A 26,520-nucleotide genomic window follows, 5' to 3' on the forward strand; every position below is an offset into this window, starting at 1 on the left:
GCAGAGGGGCGCACCAGTCCGCTCTTCAACGGACCCAGTCGGCCGGGCCCGAGCCTCAGCCCCGCAACGGCGGCGACGCCGCCACACCGTGCTCGTCCGCGAACCCGGCCACGAGGTCACGCATGGCGTCCTCGGCGCTGTGCCGTGCCGCCCAACCGAGCACCTCGCGCGCACGGTCCGTGCGCATGATCGGCACACCGGCCGCGATGTCCACCCAGCCGGCGTCGGTGGGCTGCAGGCGCAGCCGCCAACTCAACGTGACGAGCCCGCGGACCAGACCGAGTGGCACCCGGACCGCTCCGAGCATCCCGAACACCCGCGCCATCCGCGGCGGCGTGAGCACGGGTGTGGCGGCGATGTTGAACGCTCCCCGGGCCTTCCGGTCGATCGCCCGCCAGTACGCGTCAGCGAGGTCGTCGGCATGGACGGCCTGGAACACGAACGGGTACGGCAGCGGCAGCACGGCCCAGCGGATCCAGCGGACGACCCGCATCGGCACGAGGTGCCCGAGGAACAGGCCACGGATCTCGGCGGCAGCGTCGCGCTGGAACACCAGGCCGGGGCGCAGCCGGGTCACGACGACCTCCGGGTGCTCGCGCTCGAAGACGTCCATCGCGCGCTCGTTCTCGGCCTTGTGGATCGAGTAGGTGGCGGTCGGGATGCCGTCGGCGGGCCAGGACTCGTCCACCGGGGTGCGCTTGCCGTCGACGTCGACCCCGCGGTAGGCGCCGACCGAGGACGCGACGACGACCTGCGGCACGCTCGCCGCCGCGACGGCGGCCAGGACGTTCGCGGTGCCGGTCACGTCGGTGCGGTGCTGTGCCGGGATGTCGTGCGTCGGCTGCAGCGCCCACGCCAGGTGGACGACGGCGTCGGCGCCCCGGAACACGGCCGTCAGCCGGTCGATCGCATCCGGGGCGCCGACGTCGACGGTGTGCCAGAGCGCGCTGTCGTACGGCTGGGCGTGCAGGTCCGGCCGTCGGCGCGCGACCCCGACGACGTCGGCGCCGGCGTCCCGGAAGCGGCGGAGCAGCGCGGTCCCGACGTTCCCGCTGGCGCCGACGACGACGATCCTGGTCATGCCGCGGCCGGGGTACCTGCGGGCAGTGCGGGGTCGAGGACGACCTTGATGCAGTCGTCCTCCTTCTTCTGGAAGACCTCGTACATGTGCGGGGCGTCCTCGAGCGAGACCCGGTGGGTCGTCAGGTCGAGGGTGCCGAGCGGGTCGGACGGGTCCTCGACGAGCGGCATGATGTCGTCGATCCAACGCTTCACGTTGCACTGGCCTTCGCGGATGGTGATCTGCTTGTCGAACAGCGTCATCATCGGCATCGGGTCGGCCATGCCGCCGTAGACGCCACTGAGCGAGACGGTGCCGCCACGGCGGACCAGGTCGATGGCCGTGTGCACAGCGTCGAGACGGTCGACACCGGCGGTCTCGATGGCCTTCTGCGCGAGCTTGTCGGGCAGCAGGCCCGCGGCGCGCTGGGCGAACCCGGCGACGGGGTTGCCGTGCGCCTCCATGCCGACCCCGTCGACGACGGCGTCCGGGCCACGGCCGTCGGTCAGGTCGACGAGCTCGGCGACGAGGTCCTTCGACAGGTCGAACGTCTCGATGTCGTACTTCGCCGCCAGGTCACGACGGACCTGCTCCGGCTCGACGGCGAGCACCCGGTAGCCCAGGTGCTTGCCGATGCGGGCGGCGAACTGCCCGACCGGGCCGAGTCCGAGGACCGCGAGCGTGCCGCCCTCGGGGACGTCGGCGTACTGCACGGCCTGCCACGCGGTCGGCAGGATGTCGCTCAGGAACAGCCACTGGTCGTCCGCACCGGTGTCGGGCACCTTGATGGGGCCGTAGTCGGCGTGCGGCACACGCAGGTACTCGGCCTGACCCCCGGGGACCTGGCCGTACATCTTGGTGTAGCCGAAGAGGGCGGCACCGCTGCCGTACGCGGTCACCTGGGTGGTCTCGCACTGGGACTGCAGCCCACGCTGGCACATGTAGCAGTGCCCGCAGGAGATGTTGAAGGGGACGACGACACGGTCGCCGACCTTGAGGTTCGTGACGGCCGAGCCGACCTCCTCCACGATGCCCATCGGCTCGTGGCCGAGGACGTCACCCTTGTCGATGTACGGGCCGAGGACGCGGTACAGGTGCAGGTCCGAGCCGCAGATCGCCGTGGAGGTGATCCGGACGATCGCGTCCGTCGGCTCCTGGATGGTCGGGTCGGGAACGGTCTCGACGGACACCTTCTCGGTGCCCTGCCAGGTCAGTGCGCGCATGCGTGCGCTCCTCTCGTCGCGGTCGCGGCCGGACGGGAGGCCCGGCACGCGTCGTCCCATCGGTACGCCCCCGCCTCGCGGAGCCTCCCAGCGTGGGCCGGTCAGCGCACCGGGTCGGAGGCGACGGGTGCGGCGGGCGCGGGGCGCGCCTCCCGGACGTCAGCGGCCACCCGGTCGTCGCGTGCGGTGCGCTCGTCGCGGGCACGCTCCCCGGCGACCACGACACCCAGCGCGACGGCGTACAGCACCGCACCGATCCAGAGCGCTGCCGATGCGGACGGCACCTGGTCGGCGGGGATGTCCGGCACGCCGGCCGCGGCCATCAGCGCGGACTCGGCGCAGAGCACGGCGGTCGAGAGCACCAGGACGGTCACCCGCAGCCAGCGCGGGCTGCGACGGATGCCGGCCGAGACCCCGACCACGCCCGCGGTCAGGAGCAGTCCGGCGAGCAGGAACCCGATCATCACGACCGAGTGCAGGGCCGGGTCGCGGGTCGAGTCGGCCGCGGTGGTGCCGGTGTAGAGCAGCCAGGACCCGCCGACGGCCAGGATCGCGGCGACCACCGGGAACGCGAGTGCCCGGGTCAGCGGGTTGCCGGCCAGGCGGCCGAGGCGCTGCAGCGGGACGGGTTCGAGCGTGCGGCGGGCGAGCGTCACCGGCGAGCCGAGGACCAGCAGCACCGGGGCGACCATGCCGATGACGACGTGGCCGAGGACGTGCGTGGTGAGGTCGTGCCCACCGGCGTGGCCGAGCGGCCCGACGAGCACCGCGGCGACGGCCAGCAGTCCGGCGATCCAGGAGACCGTCCGTGCCGGGGGCCAGGCGGCGTGCCCGCGTCGCCGCTGTCCGGACGCCCCGACGATGTACACCGCACCCGCCACGGTGAGGGCGATGAGGGTGAAGGTCCCGAGCGTGCCGCCGTGAGAGTGCACCGATGAGCTCCTGTCGTCGTCCGACCATCCTGTCGGAGACCGGTGCGCGGTGTTCGGCGCGACGGGGTCCCGCGACTGGTCAGCCGCGCAATCGGTCCCGTTCCGCCGGCGGCAGGTGTTCGGTCGCGGTCTCGAGGGCCGCGCGGCTGAGGAACCGGCCCTGCCGCTCGAGGAACGCGACGAGCTCGACCTCGGACGCCCGCTTGCCGACCTCGCGCAGCACCCGGCCGAGGGCCGACTGCACGACGTCGCCGCGCTCCCGGACGAGGCGACCGACCACGGCGAGCGGGACCTCGGCGTCGCCCTGCTTCGCGAACGCAAGGGTCGCCACCACCGCGGCGCGACGGACGAGCGCCACGTCGGACTTCGCGAGGGCGAAGAGCGGCCCGGTCGAGCCGCCGAGCAGCGGGGTGCCGACCAGGTCCTCGGCGGCCAGGTCGACCAGTGCCGGGTCGTCGAGCCGCTCGGCCCGGAGCGCGGACAGGTACTCGTCGGTCAGGTCCGGGTCCGGGCCGCGGTGCTCGGCCTGCCGCTCGCGGGCGGCCTGCAGGAGCAGCACCACGGCGACGAGGCGACCGCCCGGGTCCTCGCTCCAGAGCAGCGCCGACCGCTCCCCGGGGTTCAGGTCCGCGAAGCGCCGGGCGATGCGGCGTGCGGCGCCGACGTCCCCCGGCGTCCGGGCGAACGCGACGAGGACGTCCTCGGCGGTGGGGCGTGACATCCCCACCACCCTACGGCCGGCGTCCGGGACGCCGGCCGTCAGCGGAACGCGAGGATCGTCAGCGGGTCCTTGAGCGTGCCGTTGACCCGCGTCTCGACGTGCACGTGCGGGCCGGTGGACTGCCCGGTGTTGCCGGACTTGCCGAGCTGCGTGCTCAGCGAGACGACCTGGTCCTTGCTGACCGCGATCGAGCTCATGTGCGCCGTCAGCACCGTCGTCAGGCCGTAGGTCACGACGACGTAGTTGCCGTAGCTGGCGTTGTTGCGGACCACCGTCGTCACCCGCCCGGTCCCCGAGGCGTACACCGGGGTACCGATCTTCACGGGCGAGTCGGTGCCCTGGTGGTAGCGCGGCACGTGGCCGGCGCCGCGGTCGTCACCGTAGCGACCGGTGATCGTCGTGCCCGCGACCGGCCACTGCAGTCCGGTGACCTTCTTCGTCGACCAGGAACGGGTGTCCGCCTTCCCGTAGAGGACGACGTTGCCGTCGAGCTGCACCAGCAGCGCTCCGCCGCCCTTGCGCGAGGTGTTCGAAGCCCAGAGCGCCGTGCCGCCGCCCTTCGGGTAGACGACGAGGTTGCCGTCGGTCTGCACCGCGGCGGTCGCGCCGGGGTGCCGGAAGGTCTTCGACGACCACGCCGCGGCGCCGTTCACGTACTGGACGAGGTTGCCGTCCGTCTGCATCGTGAAGGTCTGGTCGCGACCGGCACCGGAGCGCAGCACCGTGCCGGGCAGGATCGTCGTCCCGGCAGGCACCCGGCTCTGGAACGTCTGCAGCTTCCAGGTGGTCGTGTTCGCCGTGTTCAGCAGGAGGAGGGTGCCGTCGCCGCTGACTCCCAGGCTCTTCGTCGGGGAGCTCTTCGGACCCCACTGCGCCAGCAGTTTGCCGTTCTTGATGATCGACAGCGGTCCCTCCTTCTGGACGACCGCGGCGGCGCCGGACTGGTTCGAGGTGTTCGACGCCCAGAGCACCGCGTTGCCGATGCCGTACTCGACGAGGTTGCCGTCGCCCTGCATGACCAGCCGGAACTGCCCGTTCGGCGAGGTCACCTGGTCGCCGGCCCGGAGCCAGGTGCCCGCCGGGGCGGTGCCGGTGTAGGTGGTCGCTGCGTGCGCCGGTGCGGCGACCGCGACGAGTCCCGCGGCCGCGATCGCGACAGCGGTGACGGCCGCGGCGAAGCGTGCTCGTGCCCTGATCATGTGGTGGTCGTCCCTGCTCGTGGTGAGGCCCACCGCGGGCGGCCGAGCGCCAGCGCGGTGCGTGTCCGGTGTCGAGACGTCCCTGTACGACTCGACGATCAAGGTTCGCAGGCGGAACCGATCAGGGCCATCCCCGGTCCGGGGGCGTTGCGCGACGCGTGTCCGTGTGCTCCCGGCGTTCCGGGGACAGGATGGGACCCATGCCCGCTCAGCCGAACCCCGCCTTCGTCCGTCCGGCCGCGGAACGCACCCGTCCCGACCTGCAGGGCACGTTCGGGATGACGGCCTCGACGCACTGGCTCGCCACCGCGTCCGCCCAGTCGGTCCTGGAACGCGGCGGCAACGCCTTCGACGCGGCGGTCGCGGGCGCGTTCGTCCTGCACGTGGTCGAACCGCACCTCAACGGCCCGGGCGGGGACCTGACCGCGGTGTACGCGACCGCGGCGGACCCGACCCCCGTGGTCCTCGTCGGCCAGGGTCCGGCTCCGGCCGGGGCGACCCCGGAGCACTTCCGCGCCGAGGGGCTCGACCTGGTCCCCGGTGCCGGCGCCCTCGCCGCGGCCGTGCCGGGAGCGGTCGACGCCTGGCTCCTGCTGCTCCGCGACCACGGCACCTGGGAGCTCGCGGACGTGCTCGCCCCCGCCATCGGGTACGCCCGCGACGGCCACCCGGTGAGCGCCGGCGTGGTCCGCACGATCGGGGCGGTCGCGGACCTGTTCCGCGACCACTGGCCCACCTCCGCCGAGCGGTGGCTGACGGGAGGCGCGCCTCCCGTCACCGGGGACCTGGTGCGGAACGAGGCGCTCGCCTCGGTGTTCGACCGGCTGGTCGCGGCCGGCGCGGACACGGACGACAGCGGGGCGGACGGTGGACGGGCCTCCCGGATCGACGCCGCTCGCCGGGAGTGGGCCGAGGGGTTCGTCGCGACGACGATCGACGCCTTCGTCCGGCAGCCGCACCGGCACTCGTCCGGCACCGACCACGCCGGCGTCCTCCGGGCCGGGGACCTGGCCGCGTTCCGGGCGACCACCGAACCGGCGACGACCGCGGAGTTCCGCGGCCACACCATCGCGAAGACCGGGCCGTGGGGGCAGGGACCGGCGCTCCTGCAGACCCTGCGGATGCTCGAGCCGCTGGACGACGAGCGCCTGGACCCGTCGACCGAGCTCGGCGCGCACACGGTGGTCGAGGCGCTGAAGCTCGCCCTCGCCGACCGCGAGGCGTTCTACGGCGACGGCACGGTCCCGCTCGACGTCCTGCTCACCGACGCCACCGTCGCTGCACGTCGGGCACTCATCGCGGACACCGCCTCGGCCGAGTTCCGCCCGGGCGACGTGCCGGGCGTCGACCCGGTCCTGCCGCCGCTCCGCACCTCGTACGACGTGACCGGTGCGGCCGGCGTCGGGGAGCCCACCGTGCCCGGTGCCCGGCGTGGACCGGTCGACGAGGCTGCGGAGGTCCCGGTCGAGGACCGTGGCGAACCGTTCGTCGCACCGGACGGCGACACCCGCGGTGACACGTGCCACATCGACGTCGTGGACCGCTGGGGCAACATCGTCAGCGCCACGCCCTCCGGCGGCTGGCTGCAGTCGTCACCGACGATCCCCGAGCTCGGCTTCTGCCTGGGCACGCGGCTGCAGATGACCTGGCTCGAGGAGGGCACCGCGTCGACCCTGCGCCCCGGCGAACGCCCGCGCACCACACTCACCCCGACGCTCGTCCTCCGCGACGGCGTGCCGGTCATGGCGCTCGGCTCTCCCGGCGGCGACCAGCAGGACCAGTGGCAGCTGCTGTTCCTGCTCCGGTGGATCGTCGGCGGGTACACGCCGCAGCAGGCCATCGACGCCCCGGCCCTGCACACGACGTCGTTCCCGGGGTCGTTCTGGCCGCGGACGTGGGAGCCGGCGGGCCTGGTCGTCGAGGACCGGCTCGGCGACACGGTGATCGCCGGGCTGGAGGCCCGCGGTCACGTCGTCACGCGCGCGGGCGACTGGAGCCTGGGCCGACTGACGTGCGTCATCCGGGATCCAGAGACCGGAGTGGTCGGTGCGGCCGCGAACCCGCGAGGCGCGCAGGGGTACGCGGCTGGGCGCTGAACACGCCGTCGCCGCAGCGGGTCAGGCGGTCGATCCCGCGGTCGTGTCCGCGTCCGTCTTCATCCAGAACGGCGACCAGTGGTACCCGTCCGGGTCGTCGAACTGACGCTGGTACATGAACGGGTAGTCGTCGGTGTCGCCGACCGTGCCGCCCGCAGCGGCCGCGCGCTCGACGAGTTCGTCGACGGCCTCCTGGCTGCCGAGGTCGAACGACACCGTCGTCTTCGAGGGGGTGTCCGGACCGCCGATCAGGTCCTCGGTGCCGCCGACGCTGGCGTACATCTCCCGACTGGCGAGCATGACGTACTGCTCGGGCGCGATCGCGAAGCACGACGTGTCCGGGCCGGACATCTCGGCGTTCTGCGTCCAGCCGAGTGCCGTGTAGAACGCGGTCGCGCGCTGGACGCTCGCGACCGGACAGCTGATGAAGAGGGTCATGCGCGCAAGACTCCTGCTGCCCGGGTCCGCCGTCAAGGGTGGGCTACACCGTCGGCATCCCCGGGAAACCGGTGGGGGTGATCCACACCAGCGACGACACGACTTCGCGGCCACTCGCCAGGGCGTTCCGGAGCGATCGGGTGTTGTCGGGGTGGATGTGCCCGCGGAGCACGTCCGAGGGGCCGGCCGGCAGCGCACGAGCGAGTTGCCGGAGCACGAGCGGCCCGTACCCGTGTCCGCGGTGCTCGGCGTCCAGGACGATCTCCTCGACCGTGAAGCCGGTGAAGCCGTCCGCGTCGTCCCGCGTGGCTGCGACGGCCCCGGCGATGCGGCCGGCCACGACCACGTCGAACAGCAGCCCTTCCTCGTCCGCGTCGGCGAGCGAGTCCTCGTCGGCGGCGGTCGCCCACTGGTCCAGGTCCGGCTCCGACCGCCGCAGTCCGTCGTAGGCGTCGGCGACCCGGACCGCGGCCCCCGCCGGCTCGGCCCGGACCAGTTCGACGTCCACACCGGTGCTCGCTGCGCCATCGGCCACCCGTGCCACCGGGGCTGACACCACGAGCAGGTCCGTCACGGCGGTGAACCCGTCCGACGTCGGTGCCGAGTGCTGGTCACCCGGCAGGTGCACACGGAGGCACAGCGGGGCGAAGTCCCGATGGGCCGGCAGCACCTCGGCGAGTTCGGCGATCCCGGCGGCGTCCGGTGCCACGTCGGTGGCGATCACGTCGACGAAGGGCTTCGCGACGTCCCGCCCGCGGAACCGGATGCCCGTGATCGCCCAGTGCCCGGACGACAGCTCGATGCGTCGGTTCGCCCACAGCAACGGATCGGCGACGGGGAGCTGCACGGCGTCGCGGACCGCCGCGCCCCACGAGGCGTCACCGACCAGGGCGAGCGCCGGCTCGGCCGACGCCGCCAGGTCCTGACGCCAGGACGGGTTCCAGTCCGGTAGCTGCACCGGGGACCATGTCTCGAGTGCGGTGCGGACTGCTGCGTCGGTCATCGGACCCGACCATAGGGCCGGACGACCGGCGGACGCTAGAGCGTCGAGACGACCACCGCGCGGCCGCTCAGCTCGCCGGCCTCGAACTCCCGGCAGGCCTCGAGCGCGTCGGCGAGGGCGAACCCCACGGTGTCCGGCTCGATGCGGAAGGGCGGCTCCTGGGGCCGCGGTACCCGAGCGGCCGGAACCACCATCCTGCGTCTTCCCCGGGAACCGTTGCGAGAACGCTCGTTCTCCGATTGACTCGGCACCGAGGGTCGCACCCGGCCCTCACACCCGAACGAAAGGAGCGGCCATGCCCACACGCACCGCACGCACCGCCTGGAACGGCGGCCTCAACGACGGTTCCGGCCAGGTCGAACTCTCCAGCTCCAAGGTCGGCACCTACGACGTGTCCTTCCCGAAGCGCGCCGCTGACGACGCCGGCGGCACGACCAGCCCCGAAGAGCTCATCGCCGCAGCGCACTCGGCCTGCTACGCCATGCAGTTCTCCGCCGTCCTCGGCGAGGCCGGCGGCACCGTCGAGTCCCTCGACGTCAAGGCCGACGTCTCGCTCGGCCCGGACTCCGCAGGCGGCTTCAAGCTCACCGGCATCGTCCTCACCGTGCACGGCGAGGTCACCGGCATCGACGAGGCGACCTTCCTGAAGGCCGCCGACGAGGCGAAGGCGACCTGCCCGGTCAGCAAGGCCCTCACCGGTGTCGACATCGACCTGCACGCCACGTTCGAGCAGTAAGCACCGAGCGCGCTCCTGACGGGAGGCTGCCCACCGGTTCGGTGGGCAGCCTCCCGTCCGTCTCCCCGGCAGCGCGATGCACAATGGTCCGATGGCCGAACCGCTCCTCCCCGGCCCCCGACCGGGCCGACCACCCCGACCGCGACCCCGGGCCCGGAGCGTCGCCCAGCACGACATGCGGGACGTCCGCGCGCGCCTGCGCGGCACGATCTACGAGCACGTCGCCCCCGACACCCGGTCGCTGCGGGAGCAGTACTCGGCCCGGCAGATCGTCGACTTCTGCCTCGACCTGACCGAGGTGATGCTCGCCTCCGGTGCCGACACCCGGAGCGTCGAGACCGCGGTGATCGCCGTGGCGACGAAGTGGAACCTCGCGCCGCTCGACCTGGACTTCTCCGGCAGTGCCGTGACGATCCAGTACTCGCCGACCGAGGGCCCGCCGCTCGTCAAGATGCGCAGCACGCGCTCCGACGGCGCCGACCTCGGGCGCCTGGCGTGGGCGAACCAGATCGTCGAGGACGTCATCCACGACGACCGGGACATGACGAGTGCGGTGAGCGCCCTCGTGGCGGTGCTCCGGATGCCGCCGCGGTGGCCGATGTGGCTCGCCGACGTGGGCCTGTCCGTCCTCGGGACGTCGATCGCGCTGCAGGCCGGCGGTGGCTGGCGGGCCGGCGTCGGGGCGTTCGTCCTGATGCTCGGGATCATCGTCTCCGGGCGGTGGCTGACCGGCCGCGGCTACCCGCAGTTCTTCGTCTCGGGCGCACAGGGCGCGGTGGCGTCGGTGATCGGCACGCTCGCCATCTGGGCCGGCGTGCTCACCCCGACCGGCGCGGCGACGATGGTGGCGGCCCTGGTGGTGCTCCTCCTGCCGCACGTGCAGCTGGTCACGTGGGCGCAGGACGCGATCTCGGGGTTCCGCGCGATGGCGGTCGCCCGGGCGTTCACGATCGGGATGCTCATCGCGGCGATCGTCGTCGGGGTGCCTGCGGGCATCGCGATGACGCACTGGCTCCGGCTCGAGGTCGACCCGTCCGGCATCGTCACGCAGGCCCTACCGCTGTGGGCCTCCCTGTCCCTGACCGTGGTCTCGGCCGGGGCGAACTGCTTCGTGCAGCAGGCGAGCGCTCGCGTGATCCCGGTCGCGGTGGTGCTCTCCGTGGCGGCGGGGGCGGCGCTCTGGCAGCTCAAGGCGTTCGGGCTCCCGCTGCTCGGGGCGACGTTCGTGGCCTCGGTCCTGCTCGGGGTGCTCTCGACCTACGCGGCCGTCCGGATGCGCACGGCCGTCTCGGCGATCGCGGTGCCGGCGTTCTGCGGTGCGCTGCTGCCCGGGGTCGCCGTCTCGAACGCGCTGCTCAACGTGATGAGCGGGTCGTCGAGCTCGGTGTTCGACTTCGGGTCGGCGGTGACCGTGGCGCTCGCGATCGGGGCCGGACTCGTGCTCGGCGGGCTCTTCGCGACGCCCGGAGCCCGGCGTGCGCTGCGCCGTGGCCGCCGGATCGAGGTGCACTCGGTGCACAGCGACACCACCGCGCTGCCGGTCATCCGCGACTCCGGCTACGACCCGGGCAACGGCAGCGTCCCGCGCTGGTGAGCCGCGCGCCCGAGTGGGACCCGCACTGAGCGACACGACGCGGGCACGTGGCCCGGCGCACGGTCGCTCAGCGCGGGTCCCAGCGGAACGAGGCGGTGCCTAGCTCGCGTCCGAGACCGCGCTGGAGACGGCGGTCGGAGCGTCGTACTCGCCGTCCGGGATCGCACGGAGCGCCTCGAGCACGTCGTCGGGAGCGTTCTCCTTCTCGGCGGTCGACACGACGTCGTCCTTCGAGGCGGGGTAGTCGATGCCGCTCAGGTACTTCTGGATCTGGATGGGGTTCGGTGCTGCCACGATCGTTCCTTCCGTTGGGCTTCCCGGCGTACCCGGGGTCCCCTCGGCGACGACCCAGCGGATGCGGTCGGCGGCCAGCACGGACGGCACGAGCCGGCCCGCGCCTCCCGTCAGACCGACCAGGTCTCGTCGTCGGACCAGGACACGTCGCCCCAGGTCGACAGCCGTCGCTGCGCGGTCGCCTCGTACCGTTCCATCCACCCGCGCTCGAGACGAGCGACGGCACGGTCGAACGCCGCGACCAGGTCCAGGTCACTGCGCAGGAGGGCCTGCAGCTGCAGCCCCTCGTACAGTGCGATGAGCTGTTCGGCTCCGCGGCGGGGGTCCATGGTGTGCGGGGCGCGGCCGACCGCGATGTCGTGCTCCAACCCGCGCTTCACCTGCGAGAAGAACAGCTGGTACCGCGAGCGCAGGTACGTCGACATGGCGTGCTCGGGGTTGCCGGCGACGCTGAGTAGAGCGACGAGCAGGCGCATCAGGGCCGGGTCGTCCGCGTTCGAGGCGACGATCGCACGGAGCAGCTCGACCGTGCTGCCGTTGCCGACCTCGCGCGTGACCTCGTCCATCCGGGCACCGTTCCACCGGTCGACCGCGGCCAGGACGAGTCCGTCCCACGACGGGAAGTGCTGCTGGAGCTCGTACGTCGAGATGTCCAGCCGCTCGGCGACGTGCTCGACGCGTGCCTCGTGGAAGGGCACGTCACGAAGCAGGTCGACCGTGGCACCCACGATCCTGATCCGCAGGTGCAGGGTGGCCGCAGCCGCAGCGGCAGCCACCGTGTCGGCGCTGGTGTCCTCGAGCATCTTGCCCTCCGTGTCCGGGACACGCGGTCAGGTCGTGGCCGTCGCGTCCGGGGGTGCGGACGTCCTGTCCGCATGACGATCCTGGCGTAGATCACGGGTGACGCGCATCCCCGGTACGGGGGTCGGCAACATGGGGGACAAGCGACGGCGCTCAGCGGCCACTGCCCGGGCGAGTCCGATGCCCGGTGTGTGACGATGCCGGGATGTCTCCGAACGACTCCACCGCACAGGGCCTGGCCACCATGGCGTCCGCCGGGTTCGAGTTCGCGAGCACCCCGGAGCAGGTGGCGCACGACGTCCGCACCATGTGGGAGCACCTCGGTCGCCCCGAGGGTGCGTTCGAGGCCGCCGCCCAGGCGATCGCCGTCCTGCCGCAACGGCCCGAGGTCCCGGTCGCCCTGCAGGCCCGGCGCCGGGAGTTCGAGCAGGCCGTCGGCATCAACCCCGTCGAGGTCGAGTTGGCCGCCGCCCTCGCGGCGCGCGAACTGCTCGAGTCGATGGCGCGCACCTGCGGGATGCGCTGAACCGACCGTAGACAGACGGGAGGCCCGTGGCTGCGCAGCCACTGGGCCCACGCCTGCCGGTTCCGGCTCGACGCGCCAGCGGCGAGCCGGCCGTGCCCGGTGGGGAACCTCCCGTCCGGTCCGGCGTCACCGCCGGTGTGACGACTACGGCGTCGGCATGCCGCCGTCGACGTGCAGCGTCTCGCCGACCACGTAGGACGACTCGCCGCTCGCGAGGAACACGAACGCCGGCGCGAGCTCGGCGGGCTGGCCCCAGCGGCCGAGGTAGGTCTGCTCCCCGGCGGAGGGCAGCGCCTCGGGCGGCTGGCCACCAGCCGGCTGCAGCGGGGTCCAGATCGGGCCCGGGGCGACGGCGTTGACGCGGATGCCCTTCGGCGCGAGCTGTGCCGCGAGGCCCTTGGCCATGTTGTTCACGGTCGCCTTGGTGGCGGCGTAGTGCACCAGGTGCGGCGACGGCGCGTAGGCCTGGATCGAGGTGGTGTTGATGATCGTCGAGCCCGGCTTGAGGTGCGGGACCGCGGCCTTGGTGATGCGGAAGGTGCCGTAGACGTTCGTCTTGAAGGTCTCGTCGAACTCCTCGTCGGAGATCTTCGTGATGTCGTCGACGTTCTGCTGCTTGCCGGCGTTGTTCACCAGGATGTCGAGGCCACCGAGCTCCTGCACGGCCGTCTCGACGAGCTGCTCGCAGAACGCCGCGTCGGTGATGTCGCCCGGGATCGCGACGGCCTTGCGACCGGCGGCCTCGATGAGCCCGACGATGCGGTCGGCGTCCTCCTGCTCCTCGGGCAGGTAGACGATCGCGACGTCGGCACCCTCACGGGCGTAGGCGATGGCGACGGCAGCGCCGATGCCGGAGTCGCCGCCGGTGACGAGTGCCTTGCGGCCCTCGAGTCGACCGGAGCCGCGGTACGTGTCCTCGCCGTGGTCGGCCGGGACGTTCTGCGCCATCTCGGCGTCGGTGCCGGCACCCGAGAGGTACTGCTCGTCCGGCTTCTTGTCGGCGTAGAGCTTCGTCGGGTCCTGCATGGTGTACTGGTCGATCCGCTGGTCCGTCATGCGTGCGACGGTACGCACCGGGTCACCCGCTTCCGTTCAGGGGACTGTCCCCCGCCGCGCAGTCCGGCTGGTGCTGCGCGGACCGGTGCCGGCGACCGCTCAGACCGGTCGGTAGACCGCGATCGGCGGGGCGTCGTCGCCCTGGTCCTCAGCGTCGCCGGTGCGGGCCCAGGTCCGGCCGTCGTGCTCGATCGTCGACGGCAGGTCCCCGTGGACGATCATCCGCACAGCCGGTTCGTCGCCGTCGATCAGGTCGACGCCGTGCGCCGCGTTGTCTCCGGTGCTGTCCACCACGTACTCCGCCATGGGGCTGACGCTACCCGGGGCGACCGCGTACCGGCCCCGGACCCGCGTTCCGGGAATGTCACGGTCCGGTGACGGTGCGGAACCGTTTCGGTAACACCTGTCGCCCGCTGGGGGAGGTGCGGCTACGGTCGAGCGAGTGACTCCCAGGACCGTGTTGACGATCAGCGCCGTGGCGCTCGCCCTCGTGGTGGGCAACGGCGCTGCGGTCGACCAGTGGTCCGGCCAGGACACCGACCGTGCCGCTGCCGCTGAGCCGAGTGTGTTGGTGACCCGCACGGCCGATCCCGTGCCCACGTGGCGCCCGGTGTCCGCCGCCGCCCTGAAGTCCGTCGACGCGGTCGAGCTCCGCGCCGAGTCGGTCGTCCTCCGCGCCGACGACCGCACCGTCACCACCATCTCCATGCGGGACGCCAAGCACACCGTCGGGGTGCTCAACCGCGTCCTCGGCACCCCCGCCCGAACGCAGACCGCCGTGGGCGACGCCGGCCGGTGCGTCCCGGCCAGCACGACCTCGACGTGGGGCGGGGCGATCCGCGTCGCCGCCCTGTCCCAGCCCGGCAGGGCCGGCAACCGGGTCGAGGTCCGGGTGCTCCGTGACCACGTCCGCTCCCGTCTGGGCGCGGTCATCGAGCTCTCCGGCCCGCACGGGGTCCAGGTCGGCGACGACGTCGCACGGCAGATCGACGACGCGTCGAAGAGCGAGCGAGAGTCCCTCGGGTCGGACGACGCCCAGGCGTGGCAGCTGCTGCTCGAGCGCGGCTGGTCGGACGACGACGAACGCTCGGACGACGGCACCAACGGGGTTTCGGTCCTGACCGACGAATCCACGGTCACCGTGATCGGCTCGCCGATGCCGATCCGCCCCGCCCGCGGCTGCTGAGTCTCAGACCCGGATCGTCGCGATCACCGGGAAGTGGTCGCTCGCGAACCAGGTCTCCGGCCCGTCGTGGTCGATCTGCACCCGGTCGACCCCGGTGACGTCACGCGTGAACACCCAGTCGATGCGCTCCCCGGTCGCGACCGGTGGCTGCCAGTCGTTGTAGGACGCCGTGTGGTCGTCCGGGTCCCCCGCCACCGTCCATGCGTCGGTGTACCCGGCGTCCGCGAACACCTGTGCGGCCGCACCGGCCCCGGCCGGCTCGTTGCAGTCCCCCGCGAAGAGCACCGGACCGTCGACCACGGACAGCCGCTGCACGATGAGCGATGCGCTGCGTCGACGGACCTCGTCGCCGTGCGGGCCCTGCTCGTGGTCCATGTGGGTCGTCAGCAGGGTGAAGGCGGGGCCCTCGGCATCGAGGAACCGCGCGTGGTTCGCGATCCGCGGGTACAGGCTCTCCCAGGTGTTCGAGACGGGCTCGTCGGGGGTGTCCGACAGCCAGAACGAGCCGGACTCGACGGGCCGGAACCGGTCGCGTCGGTAGAACACCGCGGCGTGCTCGCCCGCGGTGCCGCCTTCGCGCCCCTGGCCGACGGCGTCGTGGTCCGGCAGGCCCGCGCGGAGGGCGTCCATCTGGTGGTCGAAGGCCTCCTGCACGCAGAGCAGGTCAGGGTCGTGACGGCGGATGACGTCGAGGACCACCGGCAGTCGAGCGGGCCAGTCGTGCACCGGGTCCGGGTTCTTGATGTTGTAGGTCATGAGGGTGATCGGGCGTGCGGTGCTGGTCACCCGTCGAACCTACCCGCGCGGTCCCCGGAGCCTCCGCTGTCTTCGCCTGCCGGACCGACCAGCGTCCGCCGGAGCGTCAGCACGCCGTCGCGGGCCCGGGACTTCGCCGTGCCGGTGGGGACGCCGAGCACCCGACCGAGCTCGGGCCCGGTCAGGTCGGCCAGGTAGCGGAGGGCCACCGCGTGGCGCTGTCGCTCCGGCAGCGCCTCGAGCGCCCGACGCAGCGTCATCCGGTCGAGCACCGACTCGGCGCGGTCGAGGGCACCGTGGTCGACGTCCTCGTGGTCGCGGATCCCCACGCGCCGGTCCCGGTCGCGGTCCGCCTGGGCCTTCCGGACCCGGTCGACCGCCCGCCGGGTCGCGATGGTCCGGATCCAGGCGATCGCCGGGTGCGCCGAGTCGTACCGCGGTGCGAGTCGCCAGACCTCGAGCATCACGTCCTGCGTGACGTCCTCGGCGAGCCAGTCGTCGCGCAGCTGCCGGCGGACGACCTGCAGCACGAGTGGTCGGAACCGTTCGTCGATCCGGCGGAAGGCCTCCCGGTCCCCGGCGGCGACCCGCAGCAGCAGTGCGCGTTCCTCGTCCCGTCGTCGGCGCAACTCGTCGTCCACACCGTGCAATGTGACATGCCAGTCTGGACAGCAGCGGGACGCCCGGCACGCCACCCCGCTCAGTTGATGCAGACGCCTTCCTGGCCGTACTCGTGCACGGCCGTGGACGACGGGCTCGGCTCCGTGGCCTCCTTCGTCGGCTTCGGGGCCGTGGCCTCCTTCGACGGCTCGGCGGGAGCAGGCGTCTCGGTACCCGGCTGCGCGGCCGCCTGCGGGGTCTTGCCGTCCGTGCCGAGCACCAGGGTGACCCCCTGCACGGCGGTGCTCTGGACCGGCACCGCGCCGGGCACGACGGCGACCAGTGCCTTGGCCTGCGCCTCCATGCCGGCCGGGTACTGCACCATCGTCGCCGCCGTCGTGGCCGAGGAACCGGGGGCACCGACCTGGAAGCCCCGGCCGGCGAGGACCGTCGAGGCGGCCGCCGCAGCGCCGGTGACACCGCTGCCGTTCGAGACCGTCACCGTGACGGAGCCAGCGGCTGCCGCCGTCGCCTTCGTGTACGCCGGCGGTTCCCCGACGAGCCCCTGGACGAACGCGGGCATGCCGGCGGTGTCGACCTCGACGATCGACAGCGCCGAACCGTTCGGGTAGATGGTCGGGGTGCCGAGGATCGGGATGGTCGCCGACTTGATGTTCGACGGGCGCAGGTTGCTCATCTGCCGCGCCAGGGTCAGCATGTCGAGCCCCTGGTCGGTCTCCACCGAGCTGCCGATCGCGTCGATGATGTTCGTGGTCTTCACCGGGTTCAGCAGGGTGCCGGCGGACAGGATCTTCCGCGCCTCCTGCGACAGGAAGTACTGCTGCCGGACCTGACGGTCGAGGTCGCCGTTCGGCAGACCGTGGCGCTGCCGGACGAACGACAGGGCCTGCGAGGCGTTGAGCTCCGAGACGCCGGCCGGCAGGTCCACGCCCGAGTAGTCGTCCTGGGCGGCCTGGTTCAGGCAGACGTTCACCGGCCCGAGTTGCTTGACGATCTCGTAGAACCCGAGCAGCGAGACACGGACGTAGTGGTCGATCGTCAGCCCGCTGAGGCCCTGGATGGTCGCGATGAGCTTCTTCGCGCCACCGGTGTCACCGCCGCCGTTCATGGTGCCGTACGAGAACGCGCTGTTGAGCTTGCCCTTGCCGACGCCCGGGATGTCGACGTACGAGTCGCGTGGGAACGAGATCATCGTCGCGCTCCGACCGTCCGCGGCGATGTGCAGCACGATCATCGTGTCGGTGTTCGTCGCCCCGCCGTCGGACTGGGTGTTGAGCTCCGCCATCTCCTCCGGCGTCGCGTTGTCCGGTCGGTGGTCGTCGCCGACCAGCAGGATGTTCATCGCTCGGCCGTCGACGTCGTCCTTCGCGGGCGGTGCACTGCCGATGGCGTCGACCTTGGTGACACTGCTGGCGAGGCGGTTGTACGCGTACGCGGCGTACCCGCCGCTCAGCAACACGGCCATGGTGAGGACCCCGGCGAGCGCGGGGAAGACGACTCCCCAGTGGCGCTTGCGGCGTCCGTGGCGGGGCGGCACGGCGCGATCGGCCCGGCGCGGCCTGGTCTCCTCGGGTGCGTTCGTCACGGGGAGAACCATAACCGTGGAGCGCACGGATGACATGGATTCCGCCTGGACGACCTGTACGCACCGGCCGGGAGGCCCGGAGGCGGGCCGGCGCACCGCCGCCGTCCACCCATGGTCGCCCCGTACTGTCGGTCGGGTGTTCCTGACCGTCGTCGCCGTCTGCTGCGCCGCCGTGGCGGTGCCTCTGCTGGTGAACGGCGTCCGGGCCTTCCGTCGGGGTGCGCGGAGCCTGACCCGCCTCCTCGCGCTGGTCGCCGGCCTGGCCGTCCTGGCGCTCGGGGTCCTCGTCGCGGTGCTCGCGGCGGTCGGCACGACGGTGAGCACCGCCCTGCTCGTCCTGGTGCTGGCACTGGCGGGCTACCTGGCACTGGTGTTCCTCGTCTTCCTCGGCGCCGCCCTGACCTACGGCCACGTCCGGGTCACGGAGGAGGCCGAGTCACTCGTCGTCCTCGGCTGCGGGCTCGTGCACGGCGCGGTCTCACCGATGCTGCGTTCGCGGTTGGACCGGACGCTCGAGGTGTTCCACCGGTCCGTCGCCGCCGGCCGCACGCCGGTGGTGGTGCCCTCCGGCGGACAGGGCGACGACGAGGACCGCACCGAGGCCGACGCGATGGCGGAGTACCTGGTCACCCACGGTGTGCCGGCGGAGCTCGTGCACCGCGAGACCCGGTCGACGAACACCCGCGAGAACCTCCGCTTCTCGCACGAGGTCCTGCGCGACGCCGGGGTCGACGGCCGGACGCTCGTCGTCACGAACGACTACCACGTGATGCGCACGGCGATGACGGCGCGTCGTACGGGCCTGGACGCCCGGGTGCTCGGGGCGCCGACCGCGCGGCAGTCGGTGCCGAGTGCGTTCCTCCGCGAGTTCGCGGCCGTGCTCGTGATGCACGGCTGGTGGCACCTCGGAGCGCTGGCCGCGATCGTGGTGCTGTGGGGCGCGGCGCTGGCGACGGGGATGCTGCCGGCCTGACGCGCTAGGGGCCCAGTCGCGCCGGGGCTCAGTCGCGTCCGGGCAGCAGGTGCACGGCCTCCATGGCGAGCTCGGCGGCGATCGGATCACCAGCGCGCACGGCGTCGCGGAGGTCCGCGATGTGGGGCGTGACGGCCTCGACGGGGACGACCTCGGCGATCTCGGGCACGCGGAGCTTGTAGGACAGGCCGTCGGTCGTCGACCGGCACAGCTGCGCGAGCGAGGCGTTGCCGCATGCGTCGGCCCACATCGCGTAGACGTCGGCGCCGTCGTGCGCCAGTGCGGCCTGCTCACCCTCGCCCAGACGGGTGAGCACCTGGTCGAGCGTCGCCGCGACCTCGCGGCGCTCGGCGTCGGTGAAGCGCGGGACCGCCAGCCGCACCACGCCGCCGTAGATCACGCCGAGCGTCCGGTACGCGTCGAGCACCTCGGCCGCCGTCGGTGCCGCGACCCGGGTGTACCGGTTCGGCGCCATCTCGATGAGCCCGGCGCGGGCGAGTTCGGCGAGCGCTTCACGGATCGGGGTGCGGGAGACACCGAGCCAGGCGATCAGGTCGTCGTCGTTCAGGCGCTCACCGGGCTCCAGCGTGCCGTCCATGATCGCGTCGCGGATCTTGTCCTGGACGGTGTCGCGGAGGAGCTTGCGCTCGGCGGCGGGCTGCGTGGCGGGAACGGGCATGCGGTCAGCGTGTCACATGTCACGCGGTCGGCGCGAGAGGCGCGACGGCCACCAGGCCCGGCGGCCGAGGTCGAGGACGAGCGCCGGGACGAGCAGCGAGCGGACCACCACGGTGTCGAGCAGCACGCCGAACGCGACGACGAAGGCGATCTGCACGAGGAAGAGGATCGGGATCACGCCGAGGGCCGCGAAGGTGGCCGCGAGCACCACGCCGGCGGACGTGATCACCCCGCCGGTGGCCCCGAGCCCGCGCAGCACGCCCTCGCGGGGACCGTGCCGGAGGGTCTCCTCGCGCACCCGGGTCATGAGGAAGATGTTGTAGTCCACGCCGAGCGCCACCAGGAACACGAACGAGAACAGCGGTACCGACGGGTCCGCGCCGGGGAAGTGGAACAGATGGTCGAAGACGAGCGCGCCGACGCCGAGCGCGGCCGCGAAGGACACGATGACGCTGCCGATGAGGACGAGCGGCGTGACGATGCTCCGGAGCAGCAGCATGAGGATGAGCAGGATCACCGCGAGCACGACGGGGATGATGAGCGTCCGGTCGCGGATGCCGGTGTCGTCGGTGTCGATCGCCGTCGCGGTCACACCGCCGACACGGGCACCCGGGTCGACGCGCTCGACCGCGGTGCGGAGTTCGCGGACGGTCCGCTCGGCCGCGCCGGAGTCCGCCGGGTCGGCGAGGGTCGCCTCGAGGAGCACCTGACCCCGGGACACGGTGGGGTCGGCGGCCGGGGCTCCGGGCGTCGTGCTCGTGGTGTCGCCCGCGCCGACCGTCGTGGTGCCGGAGGGCGAGTCCTCGGCCGCCGCGGTGACGCCGTCGACCCCGTCCACACCCGTGACCGCGTCGGCGAGCTCGTCGATCCGGTCGGCGTCGCCGAGTACGAGGGCGGGGCTGCCGGAACCACCGGGGAAGTGGTCGGCCAGCACGGTCTGACCGTCGCGCGCCTGCGACTGCCCGATCACCAGCTCGCTCTGCGGCACCCCGTCCGCCCGGAGACCGAGCAGCCCCGTGCCCATCGCCAGGAGGCCCACGGTGCACACGATCCAGACCGTCCGGGAGCGCCGGCCGACCAGCCGACCGACGCGGGCCCAGAGCCCCCGGGCATCCGGGCCGGTGAGGACCGGGTGGGCGCTGCCGAACGTCGGCCTGAGCGGCCAGAACGCGGCTCGGCGGAAGCAGAGGAGCAGCGCGGGCAGCAGGGTGAGGGCGGCGAGCACGCTGAACGCGATGCCGATCGCGGCCACCGGGCCGAGCGCCTTGTTCGAGTTGAGGTCCGAGAGCAGCAGGCACAGCACGCCGACGATGACCGTGCCGCCCGAGGCGATGACCGGCTCGAGGCTGCCGCGGAGTGCGGCCCTGGTGGCGTCCCATCCGGCCCGGTGGTCGCGGAGGGCCTCGCGGTACCGGGCCGTGTAGAGGAGCGCGTAGTCGGTCGCGGCGCCGATCACCAGGATCGAGAGGATGCCCTGCACCTGCCCGTTCACGGTGACGACGCCGGCCTTCGCGAGTGCCCAGACGACGAGGATCGACGCGGTCAAGGCGAACACGGCGGTGGCGAGCACCAGGAACGGCAGCAGCGGCGAGCGGTAGACGACGATCAGGATGACGAGCACCGCGATCAGCGCGACCCCGAGCAGCAGGCCGTCGATGCCGGCGAACGCCTCGGTCAGGTCTGCGGTGAAGCCCGCCGGGCCGGTGACGTACCCGCGCAGCCCGTCCGGCAGGGCGTCGTCCACGTCCGCACGGATGGCGGCGACCGCTTCCCCAGTCTCGGCGGAGGCGGTCAGCGTGGCGACGACCTCGGCGGCGTCGCCGTCCTCGCTCGGGATGACCGGGCTGACCTGGTCGACGTCGTCCCGGTCTCCGAGGGCGTCAGCGATGCGGCCGGCAGCGGCGGTGTCGGCCGCCGTCAGGCCACCGTCCCGCTCGAACACGATGACGGCCGGCGCCCCGCCGGCGTCCCGGAAGTCGCTGCTGCGGTCCTGCACCGCGGTGGCGTCGGCCGAGGCCGGCAGGAACGAGGTCTGGTCGTTCGTGGAGACCTCGGCGATGCGACCGAAGAAGGGGCCGCCGACCGAGGCGACGACGAGCCAGACGAGGACGACGAGCGCGGGGACCACGATGCGGAGGGAGCGGGACACGTCGGCGAGCGTACACCGATCGTCAGCATGCTGATCACTTCCGCTCCGCACCAGGCACGTCGTCAGCCCCACCGTAGACTCGGACCATGGAGGACCAGTCCGCGCAGTGGCCGATCGGACGCCTGCTCGCCGCCGCTTCCCGCGCGGTGGAACGGGAGTGGGACGAGCGCCTCCGGGCCATCGGACTGCAGCACGCCGCCCTCATCGCACTCGACATCGCCCTGCGGAGCGGCCCGACCGGCGCCGATGTCATCGCCCGCACCGCCCGGGTGCAGCCGCAGACGATGTCCCGCACCCTCGAGCGACTCGAACGCGACGGGATGATCGAGCGCAGCCCGCACCCGGAGGACGGCCGCCGGCGACTCGTGACCGTCACCGACCACGGGCGGGAGATGTGGGACACCGCCCGGCACATCGAGCGCGAGGTCCTGCCGGACGACCCGGAGCTCCGCGCCCGGCTCGGGGCCATCCTCGCCAACTCGAGGGGTGCGCCTCCCGCACGGTGACACTTGCGTCTGATATGCAGGATGTGACACGCTGGGAGGGTCGGCATCAGGGCCGACCTGATGCCAGGGAGCCCGCATGTCCGGCCGCCGCGCCGCCCGATCCGCCCGATCCGCACGTTCCGCACGTTCCGCACGACGCCGACGGCCGTTCCTCGTCGCCCTCGTCGTGACGGTCGGCTCGCTCACCGCCGTCGCCGCGGTGCTCGCCGTCGTCGCCGCCACGTTCATCGGCGGCCTCGCGCAGCGGTACGACGCCGGCCGGACCGTGCTCGAGGACCCCTTCCCCGGTGGCACACGCCCGTCCGAGCACGGCGACGCGGTCGACGTCCTGCTCATCGGGTCGGACTCGCGGGCACACGAGGACCCCGACGGTGACCGTGTCTCCGGCAGACGGTCCGACACACTGATGCTCGCGCACATCCCGGCCGATCGGCAGGACATCACCCTCCTGTCGATCCTCCGTGACACCTGGGTCGACGTGCCGGGCCACGGCGAGGCGAAGATCAACGCCGCCTACGCCTGGGGAGGCGCCCCACTCACCGTGCAGACCGTCGAGCAGCTCCTCGATGTCCGGATCGACCACGTCGCCGAGATCGACTTCGCCGGGTTCGCCGGCATGACCGACGCACTGGGTGGTGTCACCGTCGACTCGTCGACCGCGTTCGACGCCCGGGGGCACCACTTCACGGTCGGCCCGAACCACCTGGACGGCGCCGCAGCCCTCGCCTTCGTCCGGGAGCGCTCCGCCTTCGCCGACGCCGACCACACCAGGGTGCGGAACCAGCAGGCGTTCATGCGGGCCCTCGTCCAGCGGGTCCTGTCCGAGGACACCCTGACGAGCCCGGGCAGGATCCGGCAGTTCGTGTCCTCGACCAGCGAGTACCTCTCCGTGGACCCCGGCCTGGACTTCTCGACACTCGTCCGACTCGGGTGGTCGCTCCGGGACTTCCGCGCGGGTGACCTGGCCACCACGACACTGCCGTCGGCCGGCGGCGGCACGAGTGACGACGGTCAGTCGTACGTGCGGGTCGACCGTTCCGCCGTCTCCAGCCTGTCGATCGCGCTGCGCTCCGACGACCTCTCGGACTGGCTCGCGACGCACCCGTCCGGATGACCTGCGCCTCCGGAGGTCCCACGACCCACGGAGGGCCCATGACTCCGGGCGCCCCCTCCGCCCGGACGACGGAGCGCCCCACGACCGAGGTCGTGGGGCGCTTCCGATCGGCGCGAGACGCTGAGCGTCAGGCCGGGAGCTGCAGGGTCTGTCCCGCGTAGATGAGGTTCGCGTCGTCCACGGTCGACGTGTTCGCCGCCCAGAGCTGCTTCCAGCCACCCTCGACGCCGAGCTTCGTCGCGATGGTGTCGAGCGTGTCACCCGAGACCACCTTGTACGTCTTGCCGCTGGTCGGCACGGCGGCGGGCTTGGTCGCGGTCGCCGACGGTGCCGGCGTGCTCGCGACGGCCTTCGGGGCCGCCGCCTGCGGTGCCGGCGCAGCCTGACGGGCGGGTGCCGCCGGGGCAGCAGCCTGCGGAGCCGGTGCCGGAGCCGCCTGCTGGGCGACCGGGGCGGGGGCGGCGCCGCTCGTGCCGCTCAGGCCGAGCTTCGCGGAGCACGCGGGCCAGGCGCCCCAGCCCTGCGAGGCGAGGACGTTCTCGGCCACGGCGATCTGCGTCGCACGGCTCGCACCGGCCGGGCTGCCGGTGCCACCGTTGGCGGCCCAGGTGCTTTGCGAGAACTGCAGTCCGCCGTAGTAGCCGTTGCCGGTGTTCGTGGCCCAGTTGCCACTGGACTCGCAGGCTGCCAGGGCGTCCCAGGTCGAGCCGTCGGCCGCACTGGCCGGTGCAGCTGCGAGACCGACGCCCGTGGCGGCGATGCCGGCGAAGGCGAGTCCGCCGACGAGGGCGCGGGTTCGGGTGTGGTTCTTCATGTCGTTGCTCCACCGGGGTCGCATCGTCGTTCCCGACGCCGGCTGCCCACCCCGACCGATCGCGGTCAGTCTGATGGTGTCACCGGGGGCAGCCTCCGCGCCGGCGTCACGGTGGGCCACCATAGGAAATCCATGCTCGTTATCAAACTGAGACCAACGGTTCTACCCAGTAGTGCTATGTACCCCGCCGCGAACCTGAACGTCTCGATGCCCATGGGCGCGGCGATCGGACGTACCCGGGTACACGACCTTCCGAGTTCCCTGGCAATCGCGGATCCGAGCGACCGAGGACGGACGGGAGGCCCGTGGCGGCACCGCGAGCCGCCTCCCGTCCGTCAGCCCCGCGAGAGCAGCGTGACGGCCTCGAGGTGCCCCGTCTGCGGGAACATGTCGAGCACGCGCACCCGTCGCAGGCGGAACGACGGCATCACCGCGAGGTCGCGTGCGAGCGTCACGGGGTTGCAACTGGAGTAGACGACGTGCCGGACCTCGGACGTCTCCAACCACCCCGCGAGCTCGGCGCCGATGCCGCGTCGGGGCGGGTTGACGACGACGAGTTCGGGGGTGGTGCCGGGCCGGGCGCGCAGGGCGTGGGCGGTCGCGTCGTCGGCGGCGAAGCGGACGTCGGTCAGGCCGGCCTCGCGGGCGGACTGCTTGGCGGACACGATCGCCTCACGACTGGTCTCGATGCCGGTGACCGCGCGACCCGGGCGTGCTGCGTGCAGGGCGAACCCGCCGACACCGCAGTACAGGTCCCACATCGAGGCCGGACCGACCTCGTCGATCCACTCCGACGCCTGCGCGTACAGCTGGGTCGCGACGGTGGTGTTCGTCTGGAAGAAGCTCTGCGGGCGCAGGTGCATCGTCACCGGCCCCAGGCGCATCGGCAGGGTCTGCTGCTCGGTGAGGACGACCTCCCGGTCCCCCTCGGTCACGGCCTTGTGCTCGGGCAGCAGGTTCGCGGTGACGACGACGGCCTGCGGCAGGACCCGGTGCAGGTCGCCGAGCCGGTTCCGCAGGCGTGGCAGCTGCCCCTCGCTCCGGAGGACGAACCGGACCATCAGCTCGCCGTCCGGCGACTCGGTGACGAGCACGTACTTCAACTCGCCGCGACGCTGTCGGACGTCGTACGGCATCAGTCCGGCGGAGGCGATGAAGTCGGCCAGGACCGGGAGCGCCCGCTGGATGCCCGGCGTGCAGATGCCGCAGTGCCGCAGGTCGACCCCGCGCTGCCGCTCGTCGAGGATCCCGACGGTGGGTCGCTGCGCGGTGCCGCCGACGACCATCTTCGCCTTGTTGCGGTAGCCGGACTCGGGGCTGGTGATCGCCGGGAGCCACTCGACCGTCCCCGGGCCACCCGCGGCGTCGACGGCGTCGTGCAGGAGTTCGCGGGTGCGGAGCTCCTTGTCGAGGACCTGGTCTCCGTATGGCTGACCCATCAGGGTGCACGACCGGCAGACCCCGCGGTCGAAGTAGTCGCACTGCATGGCCGAGTCAGGATACGTCAGCGGCGGGCAGCGTCCCGGGTGGTCGTCCGGATGCGGTGCACCGAGGTCGTCGCGGTGACGAAGAGGTCGCGGCCGTCGTCGCCGCCGAAGCACAGGTTCGCGACGACCTCGGGCACCGGGACGGTCCCGATCCGGGTGCCGTCCGGCGTGTACACGAACACCCCGACCGCGGCGGAGGTCCAGATCCGGCCGTCCTCGTCGACGCGGAGACCGTCCGGCACACCCTCGCCCGGTGCGAAGCGCACCAGGTCGCGGCCGTTCTTCACCCGCACCCCGGGCACCCCGGACGCCGCCGGACCGTCCGTGACGACGTCGTAGGCGCGGATCACCGGGCGGTCGCCGTCCGAGCTCGCCACGTACAGGACGCGCTCGTCGGGTGAGAACGCGAGCCCGTTCGGTTCGTCGACGTCGAGGACGACCGGGCGCAGGTCCTCGCCGGCCGGGCCGCAGCGGAACACCCAGTGGTCGCCGTACTCACGCTCCCCGGGGTGGCCTTCGCGCGGCTGCGTGATGCCGTAGGCCGGGTCGGTGAACCAGACGCTGCCGTCGCGGGCGACGACGACGTCGTTCGGGGAGTTGTAGGCGACCGCACCCCACCGCGTCGTGATCGGCGTGACGACGCCGTCCCGGTCACGCTCGACCCGCCGGTGTCCGTGCGAGCACTGCACCACCGAACCGTCGGGGTCGAGGGTCCGGCCGTTGGTGAACTCGACCCCGTCGGCGTACACCGACACCGTGCCGTCCGTGGCGGACCACTGCAGGATGCGGTCTCCGGGGATGTCCGACCACCGGAGCGTCCTGGTGGCCGGGATCCAGCACGGCCCCTCGGCCCACGTGCTGCCGGCGTGCAGGGTCTCGAGCGCGGTGGGGTCGGGGACGAGGTCGGTGAGGCTCGGCACGGGTTCTCCTTCGAACGGTGCGACCACGCTAGTGCGCGCGCACCCCGGTGCG

The 26,520-nt window shown here is 72.7% G+C and carries 28 protein-coding genes; 8 read left to right on the plus strand and 20 right to left on the minus strand.

Features of this window, described 5'->3' with window-relative positions; genetic code table 11:
* Positions 1-55 precede the first annotated feature (55 nt).
* The 5 genes from DEJ33_RS09775 to DEJ33_RS09795 all read right to left on the minus strand — a co-directional run bounded on the left by DEJ33_RS09775 (position 56) and on the right by DEJ33_RS09795 (position 5,135).
* A complete protein-coding gene (locus tag DEJ33_RS09775) occupies positions 56-1,081 on the minus strand; it encodes an NAD-dependent epimerase/dehydratase family protein (RefSeq protein WP_111194852.1) in 1,026 nt (341 codons plus the stop codon).
* Positions 1,078-2,283, minus strand: a complete 1,206-nt coding sequence (locus tag DEJ33_RS09780) for a zinc-dependent alcohol dehydrogenase (RefSeq protein ID WP_111044599.1) — start codon at positions 2,281-2,283, stop codon at positions 1,078-1,080. The genes DEJ33_RS09775 and DEJ33_RS09780 overlap by 4 nt, the downstream gene beginning before the upstream one ends.
* Before the next feature lie 101 nt (positions 2,284-2,384).
* Positions 2,385-3,215, minus strand: a complete 831-nt coding sequence (locus tag DEJ33_RS09785; RefSeq protein ID WP_111194853.1) for a cytochrome c oxidase assembly protein — start codon at positions 3,213-3,215, stop codon at positions 2,385-2,387.
* A 79-nt stretch (positions 3,216-3,294) separates the two neighbouring features.
* Positions 3,295-3,936, minus strand: a complete 642-nt coding sequence (locus tag DEJ33_RS09790; protein WP_111076800.1) for a DNA alkylation repair protein — start codon at positions 3,934-3,936, stop codon at positions 3,295-3,297.
* A 38-nt stretch (positions 3,937-3,974) separates the two neighbouring features.
* On the minus strand, positions 3,975-5,135 hold the full coding sequence (locus DEJ33_RS09795; protein ID WP_111194854.1) for a peptidoglycan DD-metalloendopeptidase family protein: 1,161 nt from the start codon (positions 5,133-5,135) through the stop codon (positions 3,975-3,977).
* A gap of 200 nt (positions 5,136-5,335) precedes the next feature.
* On the opposite strand from DEJ33_RS09795, the gene DEJ33_RS09800 reads away from it, so the two are divergent.
* A complete protein-coding gene (locus DEJ33_RS09800) occupies positions 5,336-7,231 on the plus strand; it encodes a gamma-glutamyltransferase family protein (protein WP_111076802.1) in 1,896 nt (631 codons plus the stop codon).
* Positions 7,232-7,252: 21 nt separating this feature from the next.
* On the opposite strand, the gene DEJ33_RS09805 is transcribed toward DEJ33_RS09800, so the two are convergent.
* From DEJ33_RS09805 to DEJ33_RS17245, 3 genes are read right to left on the minus strand one after another with little or no spacing between them, the layout of a single operon-like run.
* Positions 7,253-7,669, minus strand: coding sequence for a VOC family protein (locus DEJ33_RS09805; protein ID WP_111076803.1), 417 nt, complete (start codon positions 7,667-7,669; stop codon positions 7,253-7,255).
* 43 nt (positions 7,670-7,712) lie between these two features.
* On the minus strand, positions 7,713-8,672 hold the full coding sequence (locus tag DEJ33_RS09810) for a GNAT family N-acetyltransferase (RefSeq protein ID WP_111076804.1): 960 nt from the start codon (positions 8,670-8,672) through the stop codon (positions 7,713-7,715).
* A gap of 35 nt (positions 8,673-8,707) precedes the next feature.
* On the minus strand, positions 8,708-8,866 hold the full coding sequence (locus DEJ33_RS17245; RefSeq protein ID WP_181432838.1) for a hypothetical protein: 159 nt from the start codon (positions 8,864-8,866) through the stop codon (positions 8,708-8,710).
* A gap of 101 nt (positions 8,867-8,967) precedes the next feature.
* Here DEJ33_RS17245 and DEJ33_RS09815 point away from each other — a divergent pair, with 101 nt between their 5' ends.
* Complete coding sequence (locus tag DEJ33_RS09815; protein ID WP_111076805.1) at positions 8,968-9,408, plus strand: OsmC family peroxiredoxin; 441 nt, start codon at positions 8,968-8,970, stop codon at positions 9,406-9,408.
* 91 nt (positions 9,409-9,499) lie between these two features.
* On the plus strand, positions 9,500-11,002 hold the full coding sequence (locus DEJ33_RS09820; protein ID WP_111076806.1) for a threonine/serine exporter ThrE family protein: 1,503 nt from the start codon (positions 9,500-9,502) through the stop codon (positions 11,000-11,002).
* Positions 11,003-11,101: 99 nt separating this feature from the next.
* Here the strand turns inward: DEJ33_RS09820 and DEJ33_RS09825 are convergent, their stop codons facing one another.
* A complete protein-coding gene (locus DEJ33_RS09825; protein WP_110903840.1) occupies positions 11,102-11,296 on the minus strand; it encodes a DUF2795 domain-containing protein in 195 nt (64 codons plus the stop codon).
* Between the two features lie 110 nt (positions 11,297-11,406).
* A complete protein-coding gene (locus tag DEJ33_RS09830) occupies positions 11,407-12,099 on the minus strand; it encodes a TetR/AcrR family transcriptional regulator (protein ID WP_111044495.1) in 693 nt (230 codons plus the stop codon).
* Positions 12,100-12,302: 203 nt separating this feature from the next.
* On the opposite strand from DEJ33_RS09830, the gene DEJ33_RS09835 reads away from it, so the two are divergent.
* Positions 12,303-12,623 carry a hypothetical protein gene (locus DEJ33_RS09835; RefSeq protein WP_111076807.1) on the plus strand — a complete coding sequence of 107 codons (321 nt, stop codon included), beginning with the start codon at positions 12,303-12,305 and terminating at the stop codon, positions 12,621-12,623.
* A gap of 144 nt (positions 12,624-12,767) precedes the next feature.
* Here the strand turns inward: DEJ33_RS09835 and DEJ33_RS09840 are convergent, their stop codons facing one another.
* The gene (locus tag DEJ33_RS09840; RefSeq protein ID WP_111076808.1) at positions 12,768-13,679 is read right to left on the minus strand and encodes an SDR family oxidoreductase; all 912 of its coding nucleotides are present in this window, start codon (positions 13,677-13,679) and stop codon (positions 12,768-12,770) included.
* Positions 13,680-13,778: 99 nt separating this feature from the next.
* The gene (locus DEJ33_RS09845; RefSeq protein WP_111076809.1) at positions 13,779-13,985 is read right to left on the minus strand and encodes a hypothetical protein; all 207 of its coding nucleotides are present in this window, start codon (positions 13,983-13,985) and stop codon (positions 13,779-13,781) included.
* A gap of 136 nt (positions 13,986-14,121) precedes the next feature.
* Between DEJ33_RS09845 and DEJ33_RS09850 the strand changes: the two genes are divergently transcribed.
* A complete protein-coding gene (locus tag DEJ33_RS09850; protein WP_146242587.1) occupies positions 14,122-14,865 on the plus strand; it encodes a hypothetical protein in 744 nt (247 codons plus the stop codon).
* Positions 14,866-14,868: 3 nt separating this feature from the next.
* On the opposite strand, the gene DEJ33_RS09855 is transcribed toward DEJ33_RS09850, so the two are convergent.
* From DEJ33_RS09855 to DEJ33_RS09865, 3 genes are read right to left on the minus strand one after another with little or no spacing between them, the layout of a single operon-like run.
* Positions 14,869-15,651, minus strand: coding sequence for an endonuclease/exonuclease/phosphatase family protein (locus DEJ33_RS09855; protein WP_111194856.1), 783 nt, complete (start codon positions 15,649-15,651; stop codon positions 14,869-14,871).
* Entirely contained in the window at positions 15,648-16,262 is a 615-nt protein-coding gene (locus DEJ33_RS09860) for a sigma-70 family RNA polymerase sigma factor (RefSeq protein WP_181432839.1), read from the minus strand. Before DEJ33_RS09860 ends, DEJ33_RS09855 begins: the two co-directional genes overlap by 4 nt.
* Before the next feature lie 59 nt (positions 16,263-16,321).
* Positions 16,322-17,827: an LCP family protein gene (locus DEJ33_RS09865; protein WP_258378143.1), complete on the minus strand. Its 1,506-nt coding sequence runs from the start codon at positions 17,825-17,827 to the stop codon at positions 16,322-16,324.
* Between the two features lie 136 nt (positions 17,828-17,963).
* On the opposite strand from DEJ33_RS09865, the gene DEJ33_RS09870 reads away from it, so the two are divergent.
* Entirely contained in the window at positions 17,964-18,800 is an 837-nt protein-coding gene (locus tag DEJ33_RS09870) for a YdcF family protein (protein ID WP_181437290.1), read from the plus strand.
* A 28-nt stretch (positions 18,801-18,828) separates the two neighbouring features.
* Here DEJ33_RS09870 and DEJ33_RS09875 read toward each other — a convergent pair whose 3' ends face one another.
* Together DEJ33_RS09875 and DEJ33_RS09880 are read right to left on the minus strand one after the other, a co-directional pair.
* Positions 18,829-19,479 (minus strand): GntR family transcriptional regulator, encoded by a 651-nt coding sequence (locus tag DEJ33_RS09875; RefSeq protein WP_111194860.1) that lies wholly within the window; start codon positions 19,477-19,479, stop codon positions 18,829-18,831.
* A 12-nt stretch (positions 19,480-19,491) separates the two neighbouring features.
* Positions 19,492-21,627, minus strand: a complete 2,136-nt coding sequence (locus tag DEJ33_RS09880) for an efflux RND transporter permease subunit (RefSeq protein WP_111194861.1) — start codon at positions 21,625-21,627, stop codon at positions 19,492-19,494.
* 86 nt (positions 21,628-21,713) lie between these two features.
* Between DEJ33_RS09880 and DEJ33_RS09885 the strand changes: the two genes are divergently transcribed.
* Positions 21,714-22,133, plus strand: a complete 420-nt coding sequence (locus tag DEJ33_RS09885) for a MarR family winged helix-turn-helix transcriptional regulator (protein ID WP_111194862.1) — start codon at positions 21,714-21,716, stop codon at positions 22,131-22,133.
* 76 nt (positions 22,134-22,209) lie between these two features.
* The gene (locus DEJ33_RS09890) at positions 22,210-23,247 is read left to right on the plus strand and encodes an LCP family protein (RefSeq protein WP_111194863.1); all 1,038 of its coding nucleotides are present in this window, start codon (positions 22,210-22,212) and stop codon (positions 23,245-23,247) included.
* A 127-nt stretch (positions 23,248-23,374) separates the two neighbouring features.
* Here DEJ33_RS09890 and DEJ33_RS09895 read toward each other — a convergent pair whose 3' ends face one another.
* From DEJ33_RS09895 to DEJ33_RS09905, 3 genes are all read right to left on the minus strand, one after another.
* Positions 23,375-24,061 (minus strand): transglycosylase family protein, encoded by a 687-nt coding sequence (locus tag DEJ33_RS09895; protein ID WP_111044597.1) that lies wholly within the window; start codon positions 24,059-24,061, stop codon positions 23,375-23,377.
* Between the two features lie 335 nt (positions 24,062-24,396).
* Positions 24,397-25,548 carry a 23S rRNA (uracil(747)-C(5))-methyltransferase RlmC gene (gene rlmC, locus DEJ33_RS09900; protein WP_111194864.1) on the minus strand — a complete coding sequence of 384 codons (1,152 nt, stop codon included), beginning with the start codon at positions 25,546-25,548 and terminating at the stop codon, positions 24,397-24,399.
* Positions 25,549-25,565: 17 nt separating this feature from the next.
* Positions 25,566-26,468 (minus strand): SMP-30/gluconolactonase/LRE family protein, encoded by a 903-nt coding sequence (locus DEJ33_RS09905; RefSeq protein ID WP_258378144.1) that lies wholly within the window; start codon positions 26,466-26,468, stop codon positions 25,566-25,568.
* Positions 26,469-26,520 lie beyond the last annotated feature (52 nt).

The organism is Curtobacterium sp. MCPF17_047, assembly GCF_003234045.1.
Lineage (GTDB): Bacteria > Actinomycetota > Actinomycetes > Actinomycetales > Microbacteriaceae > Curtobacterium.

Excerpts from the sequence above, each read along its gene's own strand:
- DEJ33_RS09775 (WP_111194852.1), bottom strand. The coding sequence starts at position 1,081 with ATGACCAGGATCGTCGTCGTCGGCGCCAGCGGGAACGTCGGGACCGCG.
- DEJ33_RS09780 (WP_111044599.1), bottom strand. The coding sequence starts at position 2,283 with ATGCGCGCACTGACCTGGCAGGGCACCGAGAAGGTGTCCGTCGAGACC.
- DEJ33_RS09790 (WP_111076800.1), bottom strand. The coding sequence starts at position 3,936 with ATGTCACGCCCCACCGCCGAGGACGTCCTCGTCGCGTTCGCCCGGACG.
- DEJ33_RS09795 (WP_111194854.1), bottom strand. The coding sequence starts at position 5,135 with ATGATCAGGGCACGAGCACGCTTCGCCGCGGCCGTCACCGCTGTCGCG.
- DEJ33_RS09800 (WP_111076802.1), top strand. The coding sequence starts at position 5,336 with ATGCCCGCTCAGCCGAACCCCGCCTTCGTCCGTCCGGCCGCGGAACGC.
- DEJ33_RS09805 (WP_111076803.1), bottom strand. The coding sequence starts at position 7,669 with ATGACCCTCTTCATCAGCTGTCCGGTCGCGAGCGTCCAGCGCGCGACC.
- DEJ33_RS09810 (WP_111076804.1), bottom strand. The coding sequence starts at position 8,672 with ATGACCGACGCAGCAGTCCGCACCGCACTCGAGACATGGTCCCCGGTG.
- DEJ33_RS17245 (WP_181432838.1), bottom strand. The coding sequence starts at position 8,866 with ATGGTGGTTCCGGCCGCTCGGGTACCGCGGCCCCAGGAGCCGCCCTTC.
- DEJ33_RS09815 (WP_111076805.1), top strand. The coding sequence starts at position 8,968 with ATGCCCACACGCACCGCACGCACCGCCTGGAACGGCGGCCTCAACGAC.
- DEJ33_RS09820 (WP_111076806.1), top strand. The coding sequence starts at position 9,500 with ATGGCCGAACCGCTCCTCCCCGGCCCCCGACCGGGCCGACCACCCCGA.
- DEJ33_RS09830 (WP_111044495.1), bottom strand. The coding sequence starts at position 12,099 with ATGCTCGAGGACACCAGCGCCGACACGGTGGCTGCCGCTGCGGCTGCG.
- DEJ33_RS09835 (WP_111076807.1), top strand. The coding sequence starts at position 12,303 with ATGTCTCCGAACGACTCCACCGCACAGGGCCTGGCCACCATGGCGTCC.
- DEJ33_RS09840 (WP_111076808.1), bottom strand. The coding sequence starts at position 13,679 with ATGACGGACCAGCGGATCGACCAGTACACCATGCAGGACCCGACGAAG.
- DEJ33_RS09845 (WP_111076809.1), bottom strand. The coding sequence starts at position 13,985 with ATGGCGGAGTACGTGGTGGACAGCACCGGAGACAACGCGGCGCACGGC.
- DEJ33_RS09875 (WP_111194860.1), bottom strand. The coding sequence starts at position 19,479 with ATGCCCGTTCCCGCCACGCAGCCCGCCGCCGAGCGCAAGCTCCTCCGC.
- DEJ33_RS09885 (WP_111194862.1), top strand. The coding sequence starts at position 21,714 with ATGGAGGACCAGTCCGCGCAGTGGCCGATCGGACGCCTGCTCGCCGCC.
- DEJ33_RS09890 (WP_111194863.1), top strand. The coding sequence starts at position 22,210 with ATGTCCGGCCGCCGCGCCGCCCGATCCGCCCGATCCGCACGTTCCGCA.
- DEJ33_RS09895 (WP_111044597.1), bottom strand. The coding sequence starts at position 24,061 with ATGAAGAACCACACCCGAACCCGCGCCCTCGTCGGCGGACTCGCCTTC.
- rlmC (WP_111194864.1), bottom strand. The coding sequence starts at position 25,548 with ATGCAGTGCGACTACTTCGACCGCGGGGTCTGCCGGTCGTGCACCCTG.